15 protein-coding genes are annotated in these 16958 nt (G+C 37.5%); 2 read left to right on the top strand and 13 right to left on the bottom strand.

Translation table 11 applies throughout. The annotated features are described in order from the left end of the window. Positions 1-94: 94 nt before the first annotated feature. Together EJN67_RS00075 and EJN67_RS00070 are read right to left on the bottom strand one after the other, a co-directional pair. Positions 95-1651, bottom strand: coding sequence for a hypothetical protein (locus tag EJN67_RS00075; protein ID WP_129721256.1), 1557 nt, complete (start codon positions 1649-1651; stop codon positions 95-97). Further along, positions 1648-2412 (bottom strand): ABC transporter ATP-binding protein, encoded by a 765-nt coding sequence (locus tag EJN67_RS00070; RefSeq protein ID WP_129721255.1) that lies wholly within the window; start codon positions 2410-2412, stop codon positions 1648-1650. Before EJN67_RS00070 ends, EJN67_RS00075 begins: the two co-directional genes overlap by 4 nt. A gap of 225 nt (positions 2413-2637) precedes the next feature. Between EJN67_RS00070 and EJN67_RS00065 the strand changes: the two genes are divergently transcribed. Continuing rightward, the gene (locus tag EJN67_RS00065) at positions 2638-3450 is read left to right on the top strand and encodes a lytic transglycosylase domain-containing protein (protein WP_243641182.1); all 813 of its coding nucleotides are present in this window, start codon (positions 2638-2640) and stop codon (positions 3448-3450) included. Positions 3451-3502: 52 nt separating this feature from the next. Here EJN67_RS00065 and EJN67_RS00060 read toward each other — a convergent pair whose 3' ends face one another. From EJN67_RS00060 to galE, 4 genes are all read right to left on the bottom strand, one after another. Then, entirely contained in the window at positions 3503-3943 is a 441-nt protein-coding gene (locus tag EJN67_RS00060; protein ID WP_129721254.1) for an Hsp20/alpha crystallin family protein, read from the bottom strand. A 72-nt stretch (positions 3944-4015) separates the two neighbouring features. Beyond that, positions 4016-4471 (bottom strand): Hsp20/alpha crystallin family protein, encoded by a 456-nt coding sequence (locus EJN67_RS00055; RefSeq protein ID WP_129721253.1) that lies wholly within the window; start codon positions 4469-4471, stop codon positions 4016-4018. A gap of 176 nt (positions 4472-4647) precedes the next feature. Next, the gene (locus tag EJN67_RS00050) at positions 4648-5943 is read right to left on the bottom strand and encodes a galactokinase (protein WP_129721252.1); all 1296 of its coding nucleotides are present in this window, start codon (positions 5941-5943) and stop codon (positions 4648-4650) included. Between the two features lie 5 nt (positions 5944-5948). Continuing rightward, a complete protein-coding gene (gene galE / locus EJN67_RS00045; RefSeq protein WP_129721251.1) occupies positions 5949-6938 on the bottom strand; it encodes a UDP-glucose 4-epimerase GalE in 990 nt (329 codons plus the stop codon). Positions 6939-7119: 181 nt separating this feature from the next. Between galE and EJN67_RS00040 the strand changes: the two genes are divergently transcribed. Next, entirely contained in the window at positions 7120-8697 is a 1578-nt protein-coding gene (locus EJN67_RS00040) for a UDP-glucose--hexose-1-phosphate uridylyltransferase (RefSeq protein WP_129721250.1), read from the top strand. A 57-nt stretch (positions 8698-8754) separates the two neighbouring features. Here the strand turns inward: EJN67_RS00040 and EJN67_RS00035 are convergent, their stop codons facing one another. From EJN67_RS00035 to EJN67_RS00005, 7 genes are all read right to left on the bottom strand, one after another. After that, entirely contained in the window at positions 8755-9900 is a 1146-nt protein-coding gene (locus tag EJN67_RS00035) for a DUF362 domain-containing protein (RefSeq protein WP_129721249.1), read from the bottom strand. Between the two features lie 43 nt (positions 9901-9943). Next, entirely contained in the window at positions 9944-10765 is an 822-nt protein-coding gene (locus EJN67_RS00030) for a rhomboid family intramembrane serine protease (RefSeq protein ID WP_129721248.1), read from the bottom strand. 9 nt (positions 10766-10774) lie between these two features. Then, positions 10775-11953, bottom strand: coding sequence for an aminotransferase class I/II-fold pyridoxal phosphate-dependent enzyme (locus tag EJN67_RS00025; RefSeq protein ID WP_129721247.1), 1179 nt, complete (start codon positions 11951-11953; stop codon positions 10775-10777). Then, entirely contained in the window at positions 11950-12453 is a 504-nt protein-coding gene (locus EJN67_RS00020) for an Lrp/AsnC family transcriptional regulator (protein WP_129721246.1), read from the bottom strand. The genes EJN67_RS00025 and EJN67_RS00020 overlap by 4 nt, the downstream gene beginning before the upstream one ends. Positions 12454-12570: 117 nt before the next feature. Then, positions 12571-13923 carry an RsmF rRNA methyltransferase first C-terminal domain-containing protein gene (locus tag EJN67_RS00015; RefSeq protein ID WP_129721245.1) on the bottom strand — a complete coding sequence of 451 codons (1353 nt, stop codon included), beginning with the start codon at positions 13921-13923 and terminating at the stop codon, positions 12571-12573. A gap of 15 nt (positions 13924-13938) precedes the next feature. Beyond that, positions 13939-14997 carry a mannose-6-phosphate isomerase, class I gene (gene manA, locus EJN67_RS00010; RefSeq protein ID WP_129721244.1) on the bottom strand — a complete coding sequence of 353 codons (1059 nt, stop codon included), beginning with the start codon at positions 14995-14997 and terminating at the stop codon, positions 13939-13941. Positions 14998-15092: 95 nt separating this feature from the next. Further along, positions 15093-16541, bottom strand: coding sequence for a VanW family protein (locus EJN67_RS00005; protein WP_129721243.1), 1449 nt, complete (start codon positions 16539-16541; stop codon positions 15093-15095). Positions 16542-16958 lie beyond the last annotated feature (417 nt).

Below are 16958 nucleotides of genomic sequence, written 5' to 3'. Positions count from 1 at the left end.
ATATTTAGCCATAAGGATAATTACATTTTTGTAAGCATAAATAAAGCCCCAGTATCTCTACTAAGGCTTCATTGCTATATGCAAAGATAAGTACCTATTCCCAAGCGCCTACCTTCATATTTATTTTTCTAAACGTCCTTTTGACAAGGAAGATAACTATTACCATTATGATCCATGGCAGACCTATCGCTATAAGCTTATACCACCATTCCCCCATGAGAACTTCTAACAGTCCCCCTTCACTTAACATATTAAATGGGAATATAATGCCAAAGGCTAAGAGCATTGTATTAAACTCAAGCATAAGGGCTTCCTTAAACTTAAATGCTATAGTTTTTCCCGTCATCCCCCTTTGAGGATCATTTAAGAATAGACTCAATCCAAAAAGTGATGAATATAATAGAACAGCAGTCATTGGAATAATGCTTAAAAACATAAGTGGATTCATATTCAGCATAAAATATGAAAACAATAGAACCACACCATATCCCAATGTAAATATCATGGCAGGTATAGCTGCCTTATATTGCAAAGTTCTTCCCATGTCAATTGGCAATAGCTTAGGCATAGGCCAGATCTTTTTTTCCTCCGCTATTAGCTGCAAAGCTAGATTTGCTGCATATATTGCAGCAAATATACCGACAAACATAGCACCACTCATGGCAGATTTATTTACATATGCCATTACAACTGGAAATATGATGGCATATGATATGCTAAAAACGTTTTGGGGATTTCTAAAAATAAGTCGTATCTCTTTTTTTACTATAGGGTAGCGGGAAATCTCCATTCTATAACTCTTTTTTGTCTTGCTCCGGCCACTTGCCATATTGGTAACATTAGATATCTTCATAACTATAAAGATAAGCATTATACAAAGAAAACCTAATATACCAAAAACTCGGATATCCCCCTTTACTGCATATAATCCCCAATTAAATGGCAATAACCATGCATGTTTACCCTCCAGCACACTAAATACGCTTCCAAAGCCTTCTATAATCGCTTCCATATTTTCTGCCTGCCGTGGAAGTACATTCATAATAATAACATATGCTATAACACTCACATATAAAAAAATTTGTGATGCTATACGCGCTGTAGATTTACTAATAAACCGGGTCATAATAGCCCCGATTGTCAATGAAAAGAGAAAAATAAATACCAAAAGCAAGAGCATACCAAATACAGCTAAAAATATATTAAGCTTCAATGCAACAGCATAACATATGCCGCTAATCCCCAGCATAAGCAGTGGTAAAAAACCGCCTGACAATCCCACTGAGGCCTTAAATACGAATACTTCCCATTTTTTTATGGGTAAACTCAGCAAAAAAGTTAAATCATCCGATTCGAATACATTAAATATAATACTCGGCACCAATGTCAAAATGAGCATCAAACCAAATGTAACTGGAAATAGAAACATATATACATCCGCTAAATAGCCTGAATAGGACAGTCCAAATTGTGATACAGGTACTGCCATCATTTTGAACATCTCATAAAACATCAAAGTCATAGGCAATGCAATGGCAGCTAAGATAATTATTGTCAGGATCCAACCTAAAAATCCACCTGAAGTGGCCTTCTTTTTCTTAATCTTATAAGTCTTTGTAGCATATTTGAATAAAAGTCTTAAATTGTTCATTTTAAAGCCTCCACAACTTCTTCCACATCTCCATTTCCGGTAAGTTCTAAGAATAGATCCTCTAAACTGGTATATCCTTCCCTACTTAGATTTCTAATTTCGTCTAAAGTGCCTTCTGCTATCAACCCGCCTTTATTTATTATGCCTATCCTATCACACATCTTTTCTGCAATTTCCAGTACATGGGTAGTTAAAAAAATAGTAGAACCCTCCATGGCATATTTATTTAGGAGCTCTTTTAAAATTCGAGCTGCACGTGCATCTAGACCAACAGTTGGCTCATCCAAAAACATGACCTTAGGATGACGCATAAGCACAGATAAAAGCATAAGTTTTTGACTCATGCCATGGGAGTAATCACCTATATAATCCTCTAAAAAATTTATTCCAAATGCGCTCGATAGTTCTTGTATCCTAGGCAACACTTCTCCCTTATCTAGCTTGTATACACCTATTATAAAGTCCAAGAATTCCTTACCACGAAGTCCTTCATACATCTTGGGTTCATCCGGTACTACCCCCATCATTTTCTTGATTTTAATATCATCTTTTGACATATCCATGTCTAAAATAGATATATCCCCATCAGTAGGGGTTAGGGTGCCAGTTAACATTTTTATAGTTGTAGTCTTGCCTGCACCGTTTGGCCCAAGGAATCCATAAATTTCTCCTCTTTTTACCTCCAGATTTACATGATCCACTGCAGTAAAATCACCGAACTTTTTTGTTAAGTCCTTCGCTGAAATAGAAATCTCACTCATATTTTTCTCCTCCACATCTAATTAAATATCCCTTTGCTATTTTAAGTTAAACAATTGTTTTTATTTTAACATCTAAAGCATCATCTTTGCAAGATTTCTATCATTTTTTATTTGGATTATATAAGTTGCAAATTAAAGTTAGTAAAAATGTCCCCTTGTTATTCCATATCAAAAAATATATACTTATCTTATATATCAAAATGATAACTATTTAGGGGTGAGATTGTGACAGGTATAGCATCGGTTTCGGATATTATGAGACAAAAAGTTTTGGAAGTACAGAGCAGACTTCCAAACAGTGTAAATATACTACATACGTCTAATAGGTCGGAAAAAGATTATTTAAAAAATGATAGGACAGATGATATGGAAGGGACAAAAGATATTGAAACATCTTCTAATAAAACTAATTTCAACACTACTGCTACAAATCCATCCTTTAATAATATGCTAAAAGATGCCCTTACTGCATATACCATGTCCAATATGCTTGGTAATATGCAACTTTCATCCGAATCTGAATCATCCAATCCATATGGTTTGGGAAGCGACAGTAACTTGCTTACCGGGCTGATGGGAGCCGTTGGTTTATCAAACATAACAAACAACATTATGAAAACCGGGCTAGAAAAAAATTATTATATATCACTTGTAGAACAATCTGCAAACAAATATGGAATAGACCCTACCCTTGCAAAGTCGGTGGCCAAAGCAGAGTCGAATTTTAATCCTAACGTTGTCTCAAAGGCGGGAGCAATGGGAATTATGCAGCTTATGCCGGCTACAGCAAAGGGTTTAGGGGTTACAGATCCCTTTGATCCCATGCAAAATATAGATGGAGGTATTAGATATATTTCATATCAACTCCAAAGATACAATGGAGATATGGATATGGCTTTAGCAGCGTACAACTGTGGACCTAACAGGCTAAAAAATCTTGGCATAACTGATCTTAATGATCCTACCCAATTTTCTAAATTGCCAAAGGAAACACAAAATTACATAAATAAAATTCACAAATACATGGATGAATTCTAAAAGGCTGGGACTTTTACAAGATCCCAGCCTTTTTTTAATTGGAGCTAAATTGCTATTGAATATCAATTTTTGTACCTTTTCTCTTAGCTTCCTCAGTTTTCGGGAGTACAATTCTCAATATCCCATTGTCATATTGAGCTGTTACTCCATCGTTTTTTATTCCTTGCAATGAAAAACTCCTAGCCACTTCTCCATAACGTCTCTCACGCCTTAGATAACTTTGTCCTTCTTCATCCCTATCTTCATGCCTTTTAGCCCTAACTGTCAGCCTTTCATCGAAAATCTCTACTTCTATATCTTCTTTGTTGAATCCAGGCATTTCAGCATCTACTATATATTCATTCTCCGTTTCGCGTACATCTGTTCTTATACTGCTGCCAAAACTACCAACCATATCATCTACCCAATCCATATTGACAAAATCCTTGAATAGATCGTATGGGGAAGCACCACTTCTTCGCCTTCTTATAGGAAGCATATCTCGATCTCTCATATATTTTCCCTTCCTTTTTTGTATTATAACCTTAGTTATTCCCCATACAAACAGATTTATGTTAGAAAATTTTTATTGAATATCGATCTTTCTACTTCTACTCTTAGATTCATCTGTTTTGGGGAGCACTACTTTCAATATACCATTTGTATACTCTGCCGTCACTTCTTCATTTTTTATGTCCCTTAACGAAAAGCTCCTGCAAAATTCGCCAAATACCCTCTCCCGCCTTAAGTAATTTTCTCCTTCATCTATTGAATCATCGTCATGTTTTGCTTTTATAACAAGCCTGTCATCTACTAATTCTATCTCTATATCCTTCTTGTCAAAACCCGGTAATTCTGCTTCCATTACATATTCCTTATCGTTTTCCTTTATATCCGTCCTAACGCTATTAGAAAAGCTTGGAAAAAAATCATCGTTAAAAAATTCGTCCATCCAGTTCATATTCATAAAATCATTGAATAGATCATATGGAGCAATCCCTCCCCTTCTCCTTCTGATAGGCATCATATCTCTGTCTCTCATTATAATCTCTCCTTTCTTTATATTCCTTATTTCCTTTTACATATTCATTATAGGACGAAGGTCAAAGTAAGTCAAAGTCAATAAAAACCCTTTAAATGGGGATAGACCTTAAAATAGCCTATCCCCTACAAATATATATATATTCTATACTTTTCCTTATTTTATGATCATATTTCTTAAATTTTTAGTGTTCCATGTGGCCTAATACCTAAAACAGTGACACAATCCTCTCCAAATATCTGTTCCATAAGTGATATGTATGCTTTTATGCCCTCATTTGGCAGGAACGCTTGCATAGTACCTGCGAAACCTCCTCCATGCACCCTGTATGCAGCCTTGTATCCATGCTCCATGACAAACTGTTCAGTCAATGCCAGTGCCAATGTAATCCCCTGTTCTTCAGGATTATGAGTTGCATAACAGTTCTGTAGCCATCTCCATGAACTGCTTCCCGACTGTAAAATCAGATCTAAAAACCGATCAAAATCACCTTGTTCTAGGGCTTCGACCTGTCTATCCACCCTTTCGTTCTCGGAGAAAAAGTGCATTGCCCTAAGTATAGCCCTATCTCCCACTTCAGTACGCAATCTCTTTATATTTCCAATTAACTGGTCCATGGAAAATTCACGGCATACATCCCCACCTAATGCTCTAGCAACTGCCTTCATCTCCTCGGGAACAGCTGCATAATCAGCGGTAAGATCCGAATGATTTCCCCCTGTATCAACTACCAATAGACTATATCCTCTAGATGCAAAATCAAAATCTATCTTATTTACAATAGGACGGTTTGCTTCCTTAAAATCTATATTCACAAATCCCCCTACTGCACAGGCCATCTGATCCATAAGTCCACAGGGCTTACCAAAATGTTTGTTCTCGGCATATTGTCCAATCATGGCAAGTTCCTTAGCGTCTATAGTTCCATCATTATATAGATATCCCATCATAGTGCCTAGCAACACTTCAATGGATGCAGATGAACTAAGGCCAGATCCTGGTAATACTCTACTATCCATATATGCATTAAATCCACCGATAGTATAGCCTCTCTCTTTTATCCCAGCAGCTACACCCCTTATTAGGGCATTGGTTGTCCCCTTTTCTTCTTCTACCACATCTAAATCTGATATATCAACTACAAATGGAGTATCATAACCCTTTGAATAAACCTTTATAATATTATCATCGGTCTTTGCAGCTATGCCTACAGAATCTAAATCTACTCCCGCCGCCAATACCTTGCCATGATTATGATCTGTATGATTTCCTCCTATTTCAGTACGCCCGGGTGTGCTGAAAATTTCTATATCATCATCCTGTGAAAAAAGCTCGCCATATCTTTTAACATCCCCTTTATAACGATCGATTTGCGCATCTATTACATTTGCACAATCCCCATAAAGGGTTTTAAATAGTTTTCTGGTCTTTTCATCATTTAACCTGTTTATATTTTCAACAAATGATGGCATCTACACTACCTCCCTTCATAGCCATTTGGATGATTAGAATGCCACTTCCATGCTGTAGATATTATAGTATCTAGATCATCAAATTGGGGCTGCCATTTAAGTTCATCACGCACCTTTTGAGAACTGGCTATAAGCACTGCCGGATCCCCTGCTCGCCTTTTGGCATACTCTACAGGTATCTCCCGCCCTGTAACACGCTCAACCGTATCCACTACCTGTTTTACGGAAAAACCATTTCCATTTCCAAGGTTATATGCCCTTGAAGGATTACCTGACTTTAGCCAGTCCAAAGCCAGTATATGGGCCTGTGCCAAATCGGTAACATGTATATAATCCCTTATGCATGTGCCATCTTCCGTAGCATAATCTGTGCCAAATATGCTAAGCTTATCCCTTTTACCAAGTAGTACCTCCATTATTATGGGAATAAGATGTGTCTCAGGTGCATGATCCTCCCCTATCTCCCCGCTTATATGTGCCCCAGCTGCATTAAAATATCTAAGGGCTACATATTTCAAACCATATGCCCTGTCATAATCGGATAATATATGCTCTATCATAAGTTTTGTTCTACCATATACATTTGTAGGATTTTTAGGACAGTTTTCAGTTATTGGCACCTCTTCAGGCTCTCCATATGTTGCCGCAGTGGATGAAAACACTATGTTTTTTACATCCTTATCCAGCATAACCTTTAAAAGATTTAACGTACCCGATACATTATTGAGATAATATTTTTGCGGGTTTTGCATGGACTCTCCTACCTGACTTTCAGCGGCAAAATGCACAACTGAGTCTATATTATAATCTTCAATTGTCTTTGCAAGCACTTTTGAATCCATAAGATCCGCCACTATGAGTGGAACCTCCCCCACGGCATCCCTATGTCCCCTACTTAAATTATCATATACCACAACTTCTCTTCCACGATCCTTTAATTCCTTAACTGTATGGCTGCCTATATACCCTGCTCCACCTGTTACCAATATTGCCATAGACCATTCTCCTTTCTTAAGCTTCTTTACATTCCATATAAATTATAAGCCTATACGGATATTTATTCAAACTATATCTTTATCCATTGCATATATATAGTTTAAACTATATAATTAGATTGTATATAAAGGTCATATTATCTGTAATTTTGATAAGGTTAATAGAAGGAGTGTTACATAAATGAATGATATACAAAATAAAGCTGCCCTTTCAGTAGAGCATTTATTAGCATTTGCCCTCCAAAACCATATGATACAGGAATGGGATGTTGTATATACCCGTAATCAATTGCTTGATCTGTTATGCTTAGAACAACCATATGAAGGAGAAATAGATTTAAACAGCATAGAAGTACCTCAAACAGCCACACCGATACTTACACAGCTACTTGACTATGCCTATGAAAAAAAACTTATACCAGAAAACACGAATACATATAGGGATCTTTTTGATACTCGGATAATGGGCATTATAACACCTAAACCATCACAGGTATTTGAAAAGTTTCGAAATGTAAAAAAGGAAAAAGGTATCAAAGCAGCTACCGATGATTTCTATAATCTATGTCAAAAATCCGATTATATAAGGGTAGATAGGATTGCAAAGAATATCAAATGGGAATATGAAAGTGATTATGGCGAGCTTGAAATCACCATAAATCTCACCAAACCTGAAAAGGATCCAAAGGAGATTGCAGCATTAAAATCGGCACCTCAGGTAGGATATCCAAAGTGCCTGTTATGCCCTCAAAATGTAGGCTATGCCGGGAGGGTAAACCATCCTGCCAGACAGACCCTAAGGACATTACCCCTAAGGCTAGAGGATGAAAACTGGTATTTTCAATATTCACCCTATGTATACTATAATCAGCACTGCATAGTCTTCTATGAAAAGCATGTACCCATGAAGATAAGCAAAGGTACATTCGCCAGACTTTTTGATTTTCTAGAATATTTCCCCCACTATTTTATCGGGTCAAACGCAGATCTACCAGTAGTAGGGGGCTCTATATTAAACCATGATCATTTTCAAGGTGGAAATCATATATTTCCCATGGAAAAGGCACCTGTAGAATACACACTAAAGTGTGATGGGTATCCAAATGTAAATATAGGCGTAGTAAAGTGGCCTATGTCGGTATTGCGTATTAGCTGCATACAAAAGGAACCCCTTATAGAACTAGCAGGAGATATACTCGCAAAATGGCGGGAGTATAGCGATAAAGATGCAGAGATCCTCGCATATACCAAAGATAAAGCTGGCAATACCATACCACACAATACCATCACACCCATAGCTAGAATAAATAAAGATGGCTTATTTGAGCTTGATCTGGTATTTAGAAATAACAGAGCCAATGAAGATCACCCAATGGGCATATTCCACCCCCATGAAGAACTCCATCACATCAAAAAGGAAAACATAGGCCTAATCGAAGTAATGGGACTTTTTATACTCCCAGGCAGACTGCAAAATGAACTGTCCGATATAGCCGATATATTAAATGGAAAATCCTCAGCGGAAAAGCAGTTTATAACATCAAAGGATAGCCCGCTCTATAAACATAGTAAATGGATACAAGCCTTGATAGATAAATATGGTACCGCATTGAGTGAAAATGAAGCCTTAGAGGTATTGCATGATGAAGTGGGAGAAAAATGCCTAAGAGTACTCCATCACGCAGGGGTATTCAAAACAGATAGAAAAGGTCGTAATGCATTTAATAGATTCCTACACGAAGTCAATATAGTGGAATAAAAATAATTCAGACTATAAAAGGAGTAGTTAGATTTTAATCTGCTACTCCTTTTAAATTTATCTAAAAATCTTAAATACGGCATTTTGCTTTATGCTAACTGCCTTTTTAGGACATAGTTCCTGACAGCAATAACATCTTATACAGCTTTTAAGATCCACATAGGGACGATTTTCATGCATTGTAATGGCTTTAGGTGGACAATGGTTATAACATTCCCTACACCCTATGCATATATCATGATCAAACAGGGGCCTTGGCCCAAATGTATTATTTAAAAAATTCGTAATACCCCTACTATTCGGAAGCCAACGTTCAAAAAAATTAGTACTACTTGACTTCGGCAATTTAAATTTTTCTATCTTCATAGATGCAAAATCATCCCCTGCAGTTTGCACATCATCCATGGATGCACAAAGCCCGCGCTCTTTTGCCCGCTGTATAGTAAAGACCTTATCAAGGGGAATACCTACCAATGAGCAGGCTGTAACATCCAATGCAAAAGGGTCCTCACTTAAAAGTATGGCACCTATATCACGGGGCGTACCTGCTGAAGGTCCATCCCCTTCCATTCCTACTATGGCATCCATAATAGTTAAAGTAGGCTTTACATATGTACATATGTCCACTAGCATATCGGAAAAGTCCCTGGCCCTTTTCATACGAAGATGATATTCTGCCTTCAATGTACCTGGTATTACGCCAAATAAATTCTTCACAGCACCTGTATATACCATCATACCATGGGTCTTAAGTTTTGGAAGGGATATTACCACATCTACATCTTTAAGTGGCTTTATAACGGTCAAAGATTTTATAATTTTCCCTTCAGGATGGGAGACATCTACACTTCCTGTATCAAAATTTAACTGTGCTCCTGTATTTTTTTGTACATCTAACATGCCACATGCCTTATATATGCCTTTTAATGCCTTTTCATTAAAAAATCCCCCTGGGCTATCTGCTATAATGGGTATACCTCCCGCCTTTTGAACGATCCTTACTACTGCCTCAACCACTGCCGGATGGGTAGTAACAGCCTCTTCGGGATGCTTTTTAGACAAGAGATTGCATTTTAGAAGCACATTCATACCAGGTTTTATATATCTATCCACACCACCTAAGATATCTATACCTTCAATTATACGTTTCTCTATTACATCTACATCGTACTTATTGCATTTAAAAACAGCTACCCTACTCATAAAATTTCTCCCTTTTACTTAAACAACTTCAATTGACAATGGACTAGATAAATCCCTTTTTAGGAGGTATAAATCTTCCATATTTTAGACTTCCATATCTCAATCCTATTATAAAAATAGCTATAATTATAATCCACATTATAACCTGCTTTTTTTTAAAACGCTCCTTATAAAGTCCTATAGCATTTGCAGTAAGTACACCACCTATGAGACCTCCTATATGACCCCAATTGTCAATTCCCGGCTGTATTATTCCATATATGAGGTTTACTGCAATAATGACGAAAAGCGTAGGACCAAATACCCTTTTATATATATCTGGACGCACTTTTTTAAAATAAAGTAGCGCACCCATAAGTCCAAATATGGCACCTGATGCCCCTGCAGCAGGATATAGACTAAACATATAGCTAAATAGGCTCCCCATAAGCCCTGAGATAATATATAGGATTAAAAACTTTGCCTTTCCAAATAGACTCTCTACAACCGGGCCATATATATATAGGGCATAGGAGTTGAAAAATAGATGGGCCAGTCCTATATGAAGAAACATTGCAGTAAATAGTCGCCAGTATTGCCCGGCTGCAATAAGAAGGTCTACCTTAGCACCAAATAGCAACAGCTGCTCCGATTGGCTCATGCCGGTTACAAGTCCTGTTATGGTCATAATAAGCCACATGGCTATATTTATGCCTAAAATAGTATACGTCACATATGGAGGGCGCTTATCTAGCATAAATTGAGGCCCATTCCCATATGCTCCTCTACCACTATCATTTGCCTTATAGTCCCCATCTAATACTTCATATTCACCTTCTATTACATCAGGCCGGTCATCTTGATTATCGTCCCACCTGTGATACATAATAACCTCCTAAATATATTTGCTAACAAAATCTCCTATCCTATCTAATGCAACATTTATATTTTCAACGGAATATGCATATGAACATCTTACAAATCCCTCGCCACTAGGGCCAAATGCAGTACCAGGTACTACTGCAACCTTTTGTTCTTTAAGAAGACGTTCGCAAAACTCTTCGCTTTCCATACCGGTTTCCTTTATGCTTGGAAATACATAAAAGGCACCAAGTGGTTCAAAACACTCTAGCCCCATATCTCTAAATCCCTTTAACATTACACGACGCCTGTGATTATATTCATCTACCATATTTCGTACTGTGGCAAAATCATCTTCAAAGCCACTTCTTAAAGCCTCCAATGCGGCTACCTGACCCATTATAGGAGCACATAACATGGTATATTGATGTATCTTTAGCATTGTCTTTATTACATCCTTATTGCCTGCAACATAACCCATACGCCAACCAGTCATGGCAAATGCCTTTGAAAACCCATTTATTACTATGGTACGCTCTTTCATGCCTGGTATACTGGCAAAACTTACATGTTTCCCTTCATATGTAAGCTCAGCATATATTTCATCCGATATGACTATTATATCAGTACCATTGAGTACCTGTGCTATAGCCTCCAGTTCCTCCCTGTTCATAATACCACCCGTAGGATTATTAGGATAGGGGAGTATTAATGCCTTTGTCCTATGGGTAATGCTATCTTTAAGCTTATCTGGCATCAGTTTAAAGCCGTGCTCTGCACTACACTTAATTGGCACTGCCTTACCACCTGCAAAGGTAACACATGGCATATATGATACATATGACGGATCAGGGATCAATACTTCATCCCCTGGCTCTATTATAGTTCTTAAGGCTAAATCTATACCCTCACTAGCACCTACAGTAACGAAAATCTCATCTTTAGGATTGTATTCTATTTGAAAACGCCCGCTAAGATAGCGGCTAATAGCCTCCCTAAGCTCAAGCAATCCCCAATTTGACGTATAATATGTCATACCCTTTTCTATAGAATATATGCTAGCCTCCCTTATATTCCATGGTGTTACAAAATCCGGTTCTCCAACACCAAGGGATATGGCATCTTCCATCTGGTTTACTATATCAAAAAATTTACGAATACCTGACGGGGGAACGGTTCTTACCCTGCTAGATATTTTGTCATCCCAGTTCATAGCGTAATTGCCTGCCTCCTATCCTTTTCGTCCTTCTCCAGCACTATACCCTCTACCTTGTATTTTTTTAGTATAAAATGGGTCGCAGTGCTAAGTACCGAATCTAATGTAGATAGTTTTTGAGCAACAAAAAGTGCTACTTCACGCATGGTTTTACCTTCCACCGTTACACATAGGTCATAATCCCCGGACATTAGATACACGGAGGTTACTTCATCAAATTTATATATACGCTCTGCTATTGCATCAAACCCTTGATCCCTCTGGGGAGTTACCTTTACCTCTATGAGGGCCTCCACATATTCACGATCTGTTTTATCCCAGTTTATAAGGGTATTGTATTTTACAATAGTTCCGTTGTTTTCAAGCTCTTTTATACAGTTTTTTATATCTTCCACAGGTGCATCTAGCATTATCCCAATCTCTTCTGCTGTAATCTTGGAGTCCTTAACCAATATCTCCAACACATCATGTGCCAGACTATGATCTTTATTTGCCATATCATACCCTCCTGTTCTACCTTTTACTATTTTTAATCATTCTACCATCTAATTCTTATACAAGTCAATAACATATGAAAAAACCCCTTAAAAACAAAAAAAGCCCTATAAAGGGCATTATGATATACGTAAACCTTTTGGATAGTGATTTTTCAGCATCCCATCTACTGCCTTTGCCCATCCTATTGAATATCCATCAACAAGTACAAGCGTCCATCCATTCTTAACATCCATTGAAATAACGTTCCCTTGCATATACTTTAATATATCTTCTCCTTTTGCAGATAGATCCACATACCTCTTTACCTGCTCCCGCCTAAGAGATAATGCCAGAGCATGACTTGGTATGAATCTCTTTTTTCTTATCTCTCCCATATAAAGACCAGGTCTTAGCACCTTTAGCCCCTTTAACAGTGATATATCAACAGGTATAAAATATAATTTACCATCCTTTAGATATATTTTTTTTATATCCCATGTATCGGTTAATACATCCGCCACAAAATCCAAAAAGGGCGTTATTTGCTTTTCATTGCCTATATCATCGGGAATATAGCCATAATCCGGTACAAACTCACCCTTTTTCCCTAGAATAGCCATAAAGTGCCCCTCGCCCTTTTGTCTATGGGGCCATATACGATATGTTCCTTCCATATACCCCTTATCTATAGATACGTCATAAGGATATGTTAAATTTTCCATATAAAAATCCCTATGGTTGTTTAGAAATTTTTTTATATTCCCTTCATTCTCGCCAAACGAAAAAGTACAAGTAGAATATACCATTCGCCCACCTGGTTTTAACATACTAGAGGCATAATCCAATATCTCCTCTTGACGCAACGCACACTTTTCTACATTTGAAATGGACCATTCATCACGTGCATCCCTATCTTTTCTAAACATACCTTCCCCTGAACATGGTGCATCCACCAATATCTTATCAAAGAAGCCATTAAATTTATCAGCTAGTTTTTTAGGAGATTCATTGGTGATTACTACATTCTTTATACCCATACGTTCCAAATTTTGTCCTAATGCCAAAACCCTAGATGGATGTATCTCATTTGATATTAAAACTCCTTCTCCCTTCAACGCCGCTCCTATCTGAGCCGACTTTCCCCCTGGAGCAGCACAAAGATCTAATACCTTATCTCCAGGTTTTACACTTAAAAGCTGAACGGGCGCCATTGCACTAGGTTCCTGTATATAATATAATCCAGCTGCATGATAGGGATGTTTGCCAGGCTGTGACTCAGGCAGATAATAAAATCCATCTGGTGTCCATGGCACATGCTCCATATTGAAGGGAGATATGCTCACAAAATCATCCACAGGTATTTTGAGGGTATTCACCCTCAAACCCTTATGTTCTCCCTTCCCATAGCTCTCAAAAAAGACCTGTGATTCATCTCCCAGTTGTTTTTTCATTCTATCCACAAAATCCCTTGGTAAAGCTTGCAACTCCATCCTCCTACCCTTATTTTAAAGTCCTGCTATGCGCTTTGATAGATCTTTTCTATCAAAACCTATCTGTATAAGGGGCTTTACTATATCATTTTCTATATCGGGGATATATGATTTTATAATGGTACAATTTCCTTCTATCGTATAATCCTTCATACATGCAGGTATCATAATAGATTGACCCGCCTTAAATTCTTGAGTCCCGCCAAAGTATACTATTTTACCTTCACCTTCCACAACGGTTAGGATGAAAAATCTTTCACCGTTTACCTGCTGTTCAAGCTCATGTATTACATCCAGTTTTTCCATAGCAAAATATTTATTAGCTACATAATAGGTTACCTGACTTTCACCTTTTTGACGGCTAAGTCCCATAACCTTTTCTGTGGAATGCTTGCCTTCAAAGTCTATTACATCTAATGCCTGCTTTATATGAAGCTCCCTTGCCTTCCCTGTATCATCTACCCTATTCCAGTCATATACCCTATAAGTAGTATCAGAATTTTGTTGTACTTCACATATGAGTATACCTGCTCCTATTGCATGTACCATACCTGCAGGTATATATACTACATCACCAGGCGCTACATCTATGGTATTTAAATATTCTTCCAGTTTCCCTGCTTTTATAGCCTTTTCAAACTGCTCTTTAGTGGTATCTTCCTTTACCCCATATACCAGTTTAGCACCTGGCTTAGCATCTATTATGTACCACATTTCAGTCTTACCAAGCTCCCCGTCTTCATGCACCTTTGCATATTCATCATCGGGATGTACCTGCACAGATAATACATCTGTGGCATCCAGTATTTTTATAAGCAATGGAAACTTCTTTATATGTTTATCTTGTAAATCTTTTCCTAATAGGTCTTTGCCGTACTCATCAATAACTTCCTTAAGGGTTTTCCCTTTCAATTCACCATTTGATATTTTACTCATACCATTCTTATGGCAAGCAACGTCCCAACTCTCACCAACTTTGTCGGAAGGCAACTCCCTCCCATATTTTGCGTGAAGCGTAGTGCCACCCCATATTCGTTCCTTTAACACCGGTTCAAATATAAGCGGATAAAGCATTAATCAATCATCTCCATATCTCTTTTTCTCTATTATATCATAAAATTGAAAAAGCCGAAGCCTTAAGATATTTAAGCTTCAGCTTTTTCATGCTTTTATTGTTGTGGTTCCCCATTGGTTTGAGGTGCTGGAGAAGTAGCAACCTGCTTTGTACCAACTACCTTTTTACCCTTAATTACAGGATATTGGCTATATGCCTCTTTCACCTTTTTTACAACTTTCCCATTTTTATAATAGATTCTATAACTCTGCACCTTATAACCTGGACGCGACTTGTACTCTACAATTGTTTGACCTTTTGGTAAATTGGGGTCATTTACCACTTTTTCGGCGGGAGCTGCCGTAGAACTCAAGACGGTTGATTGAACATCAATTTTATCATATTCATCTGTTGCCTTCCCATATACCTCTACTACCAATCTATCACCTGATGCATAACTCCTTAAAAATACAGCACTATCCTTGTTGTTTTTTATCTTAAAATCAGCAGTAGGATAATTTACAGTAGCATCTTGACCTATATCTATATAACTCGATGGCCATGAATGGGGATAACGCTCTGCAATCTGCAAATCAGCCCTTATGGCTGCAGCGTATAGTGTACTTGATGTTTGACAATTACCTCCACCTGGCTCCAATACTAACTTTTTCCCCGATTTTATAACTGGAGCATCCTTATAACCATGCTTCGCATCCCTAGGGCCAGTAGTTTCATTAAATGAAAATACTTCCCCCGGCGCTATGCATACGCCGTTAAAGCTCTTAGCTGATAACTTAATATTGTATACCCTCTCTGCACTACCTGTCAATTTAGTAGAAAATTCAGATAGCTTACTGGTCCATGTTTTAACCTCTTGAAGGGTATACTTTGGTTTTAATTCTTCCACTGGGATCTTATATGGCGAATAGTCCCCTGCATCCACTTTGGCCTTTATATCCTCCATAGTCTTGTCGACTAGCATCCCCCTACCTGATGCTTCTTCTGTAAAACTAAATTTCACAGTATTGGGATTGAACTTTATCGTGGCGTCCACAGGTGCCAAATTTATTTCCTTTGAAATGTCCTCTATTCTAGATCGAAGTTTTTCTACATTGTATGTGAGCGCTGTATTGAATTCTACACCGACTTGCCTTACCTCATGTATTTTTTTTATTCTGTCTATAACTTTTCCATTACGACCAGTTTGGTATGCCTCTTTAACTACATCTTCTACATTTATCTTAGCATCTATATCCTCATAATTAAATTGCCATATCCGTTCTCCAAATTGTAAAGATATATTTATGGCATCTAGCTCCGGCTGATGTTTCTTACGTACCTCATCTATTGCTTTTTCAACCGTCATACCTTCCAAATCAATACCATCTACCGATATACCCTCATAAAAGTATGGGTTTTTAAGAAGCTTATCAACATATATAAAAAGTGCTGAAGCTGATAATACAATAACCGCTATTATTATAATGGCTAATATCTTTCCTGCCCTGGATTTTTTCTTTTCGGCAGCCCTTTGTTTTGTTGTTTTACTCATATCCGTCTGCATGGTATTCCTCCTTGTATAATTAGTATTGTATTAATCAGTGAATGAAAGCACTATCAAACCTGCAAATTTAATAGTTAATCACATCAAACAAAACCAATCTAATCTAAATATCAAATACATTTTTGGCTCCATATCTTAGCCAATTTGCCAGCACCTGTTGGCCTGAACCTTGACAACATGTATAATATTAACTGGACTTGGAGGGTTAATGAAATTCCTCCTGGGACGGACCGTAGTGGACCGATTACCCGTAGATTAGAGTATTGATCCATTCCAGTGAGTCTACATGATTTGGCTGGTTGAGGCCAGCTTTTTAGCTGGTTCCTCGTGTCACATGCAAGGTTATTTACTTACATGGAAAGGAATGGATACTTTAAGTCCAAATAATTTTAAAAGGAGATATTTAACATGAATTTC

It is taken from the genome of Xylanivirga thermophila (assembly GCF_004138105.1).
Lineage (GTDB): Bacteria > Bacillota > Clostridia > Caldicoprobacterales > Xylanivirgaceae > Xylanivirga > Xylanivirga thermophila.
The sequence above is the reverse complement of the archived record's forward strand: the minus strand, read 5'-3'. Positions and strand labels throughout refer to the sequence as shown.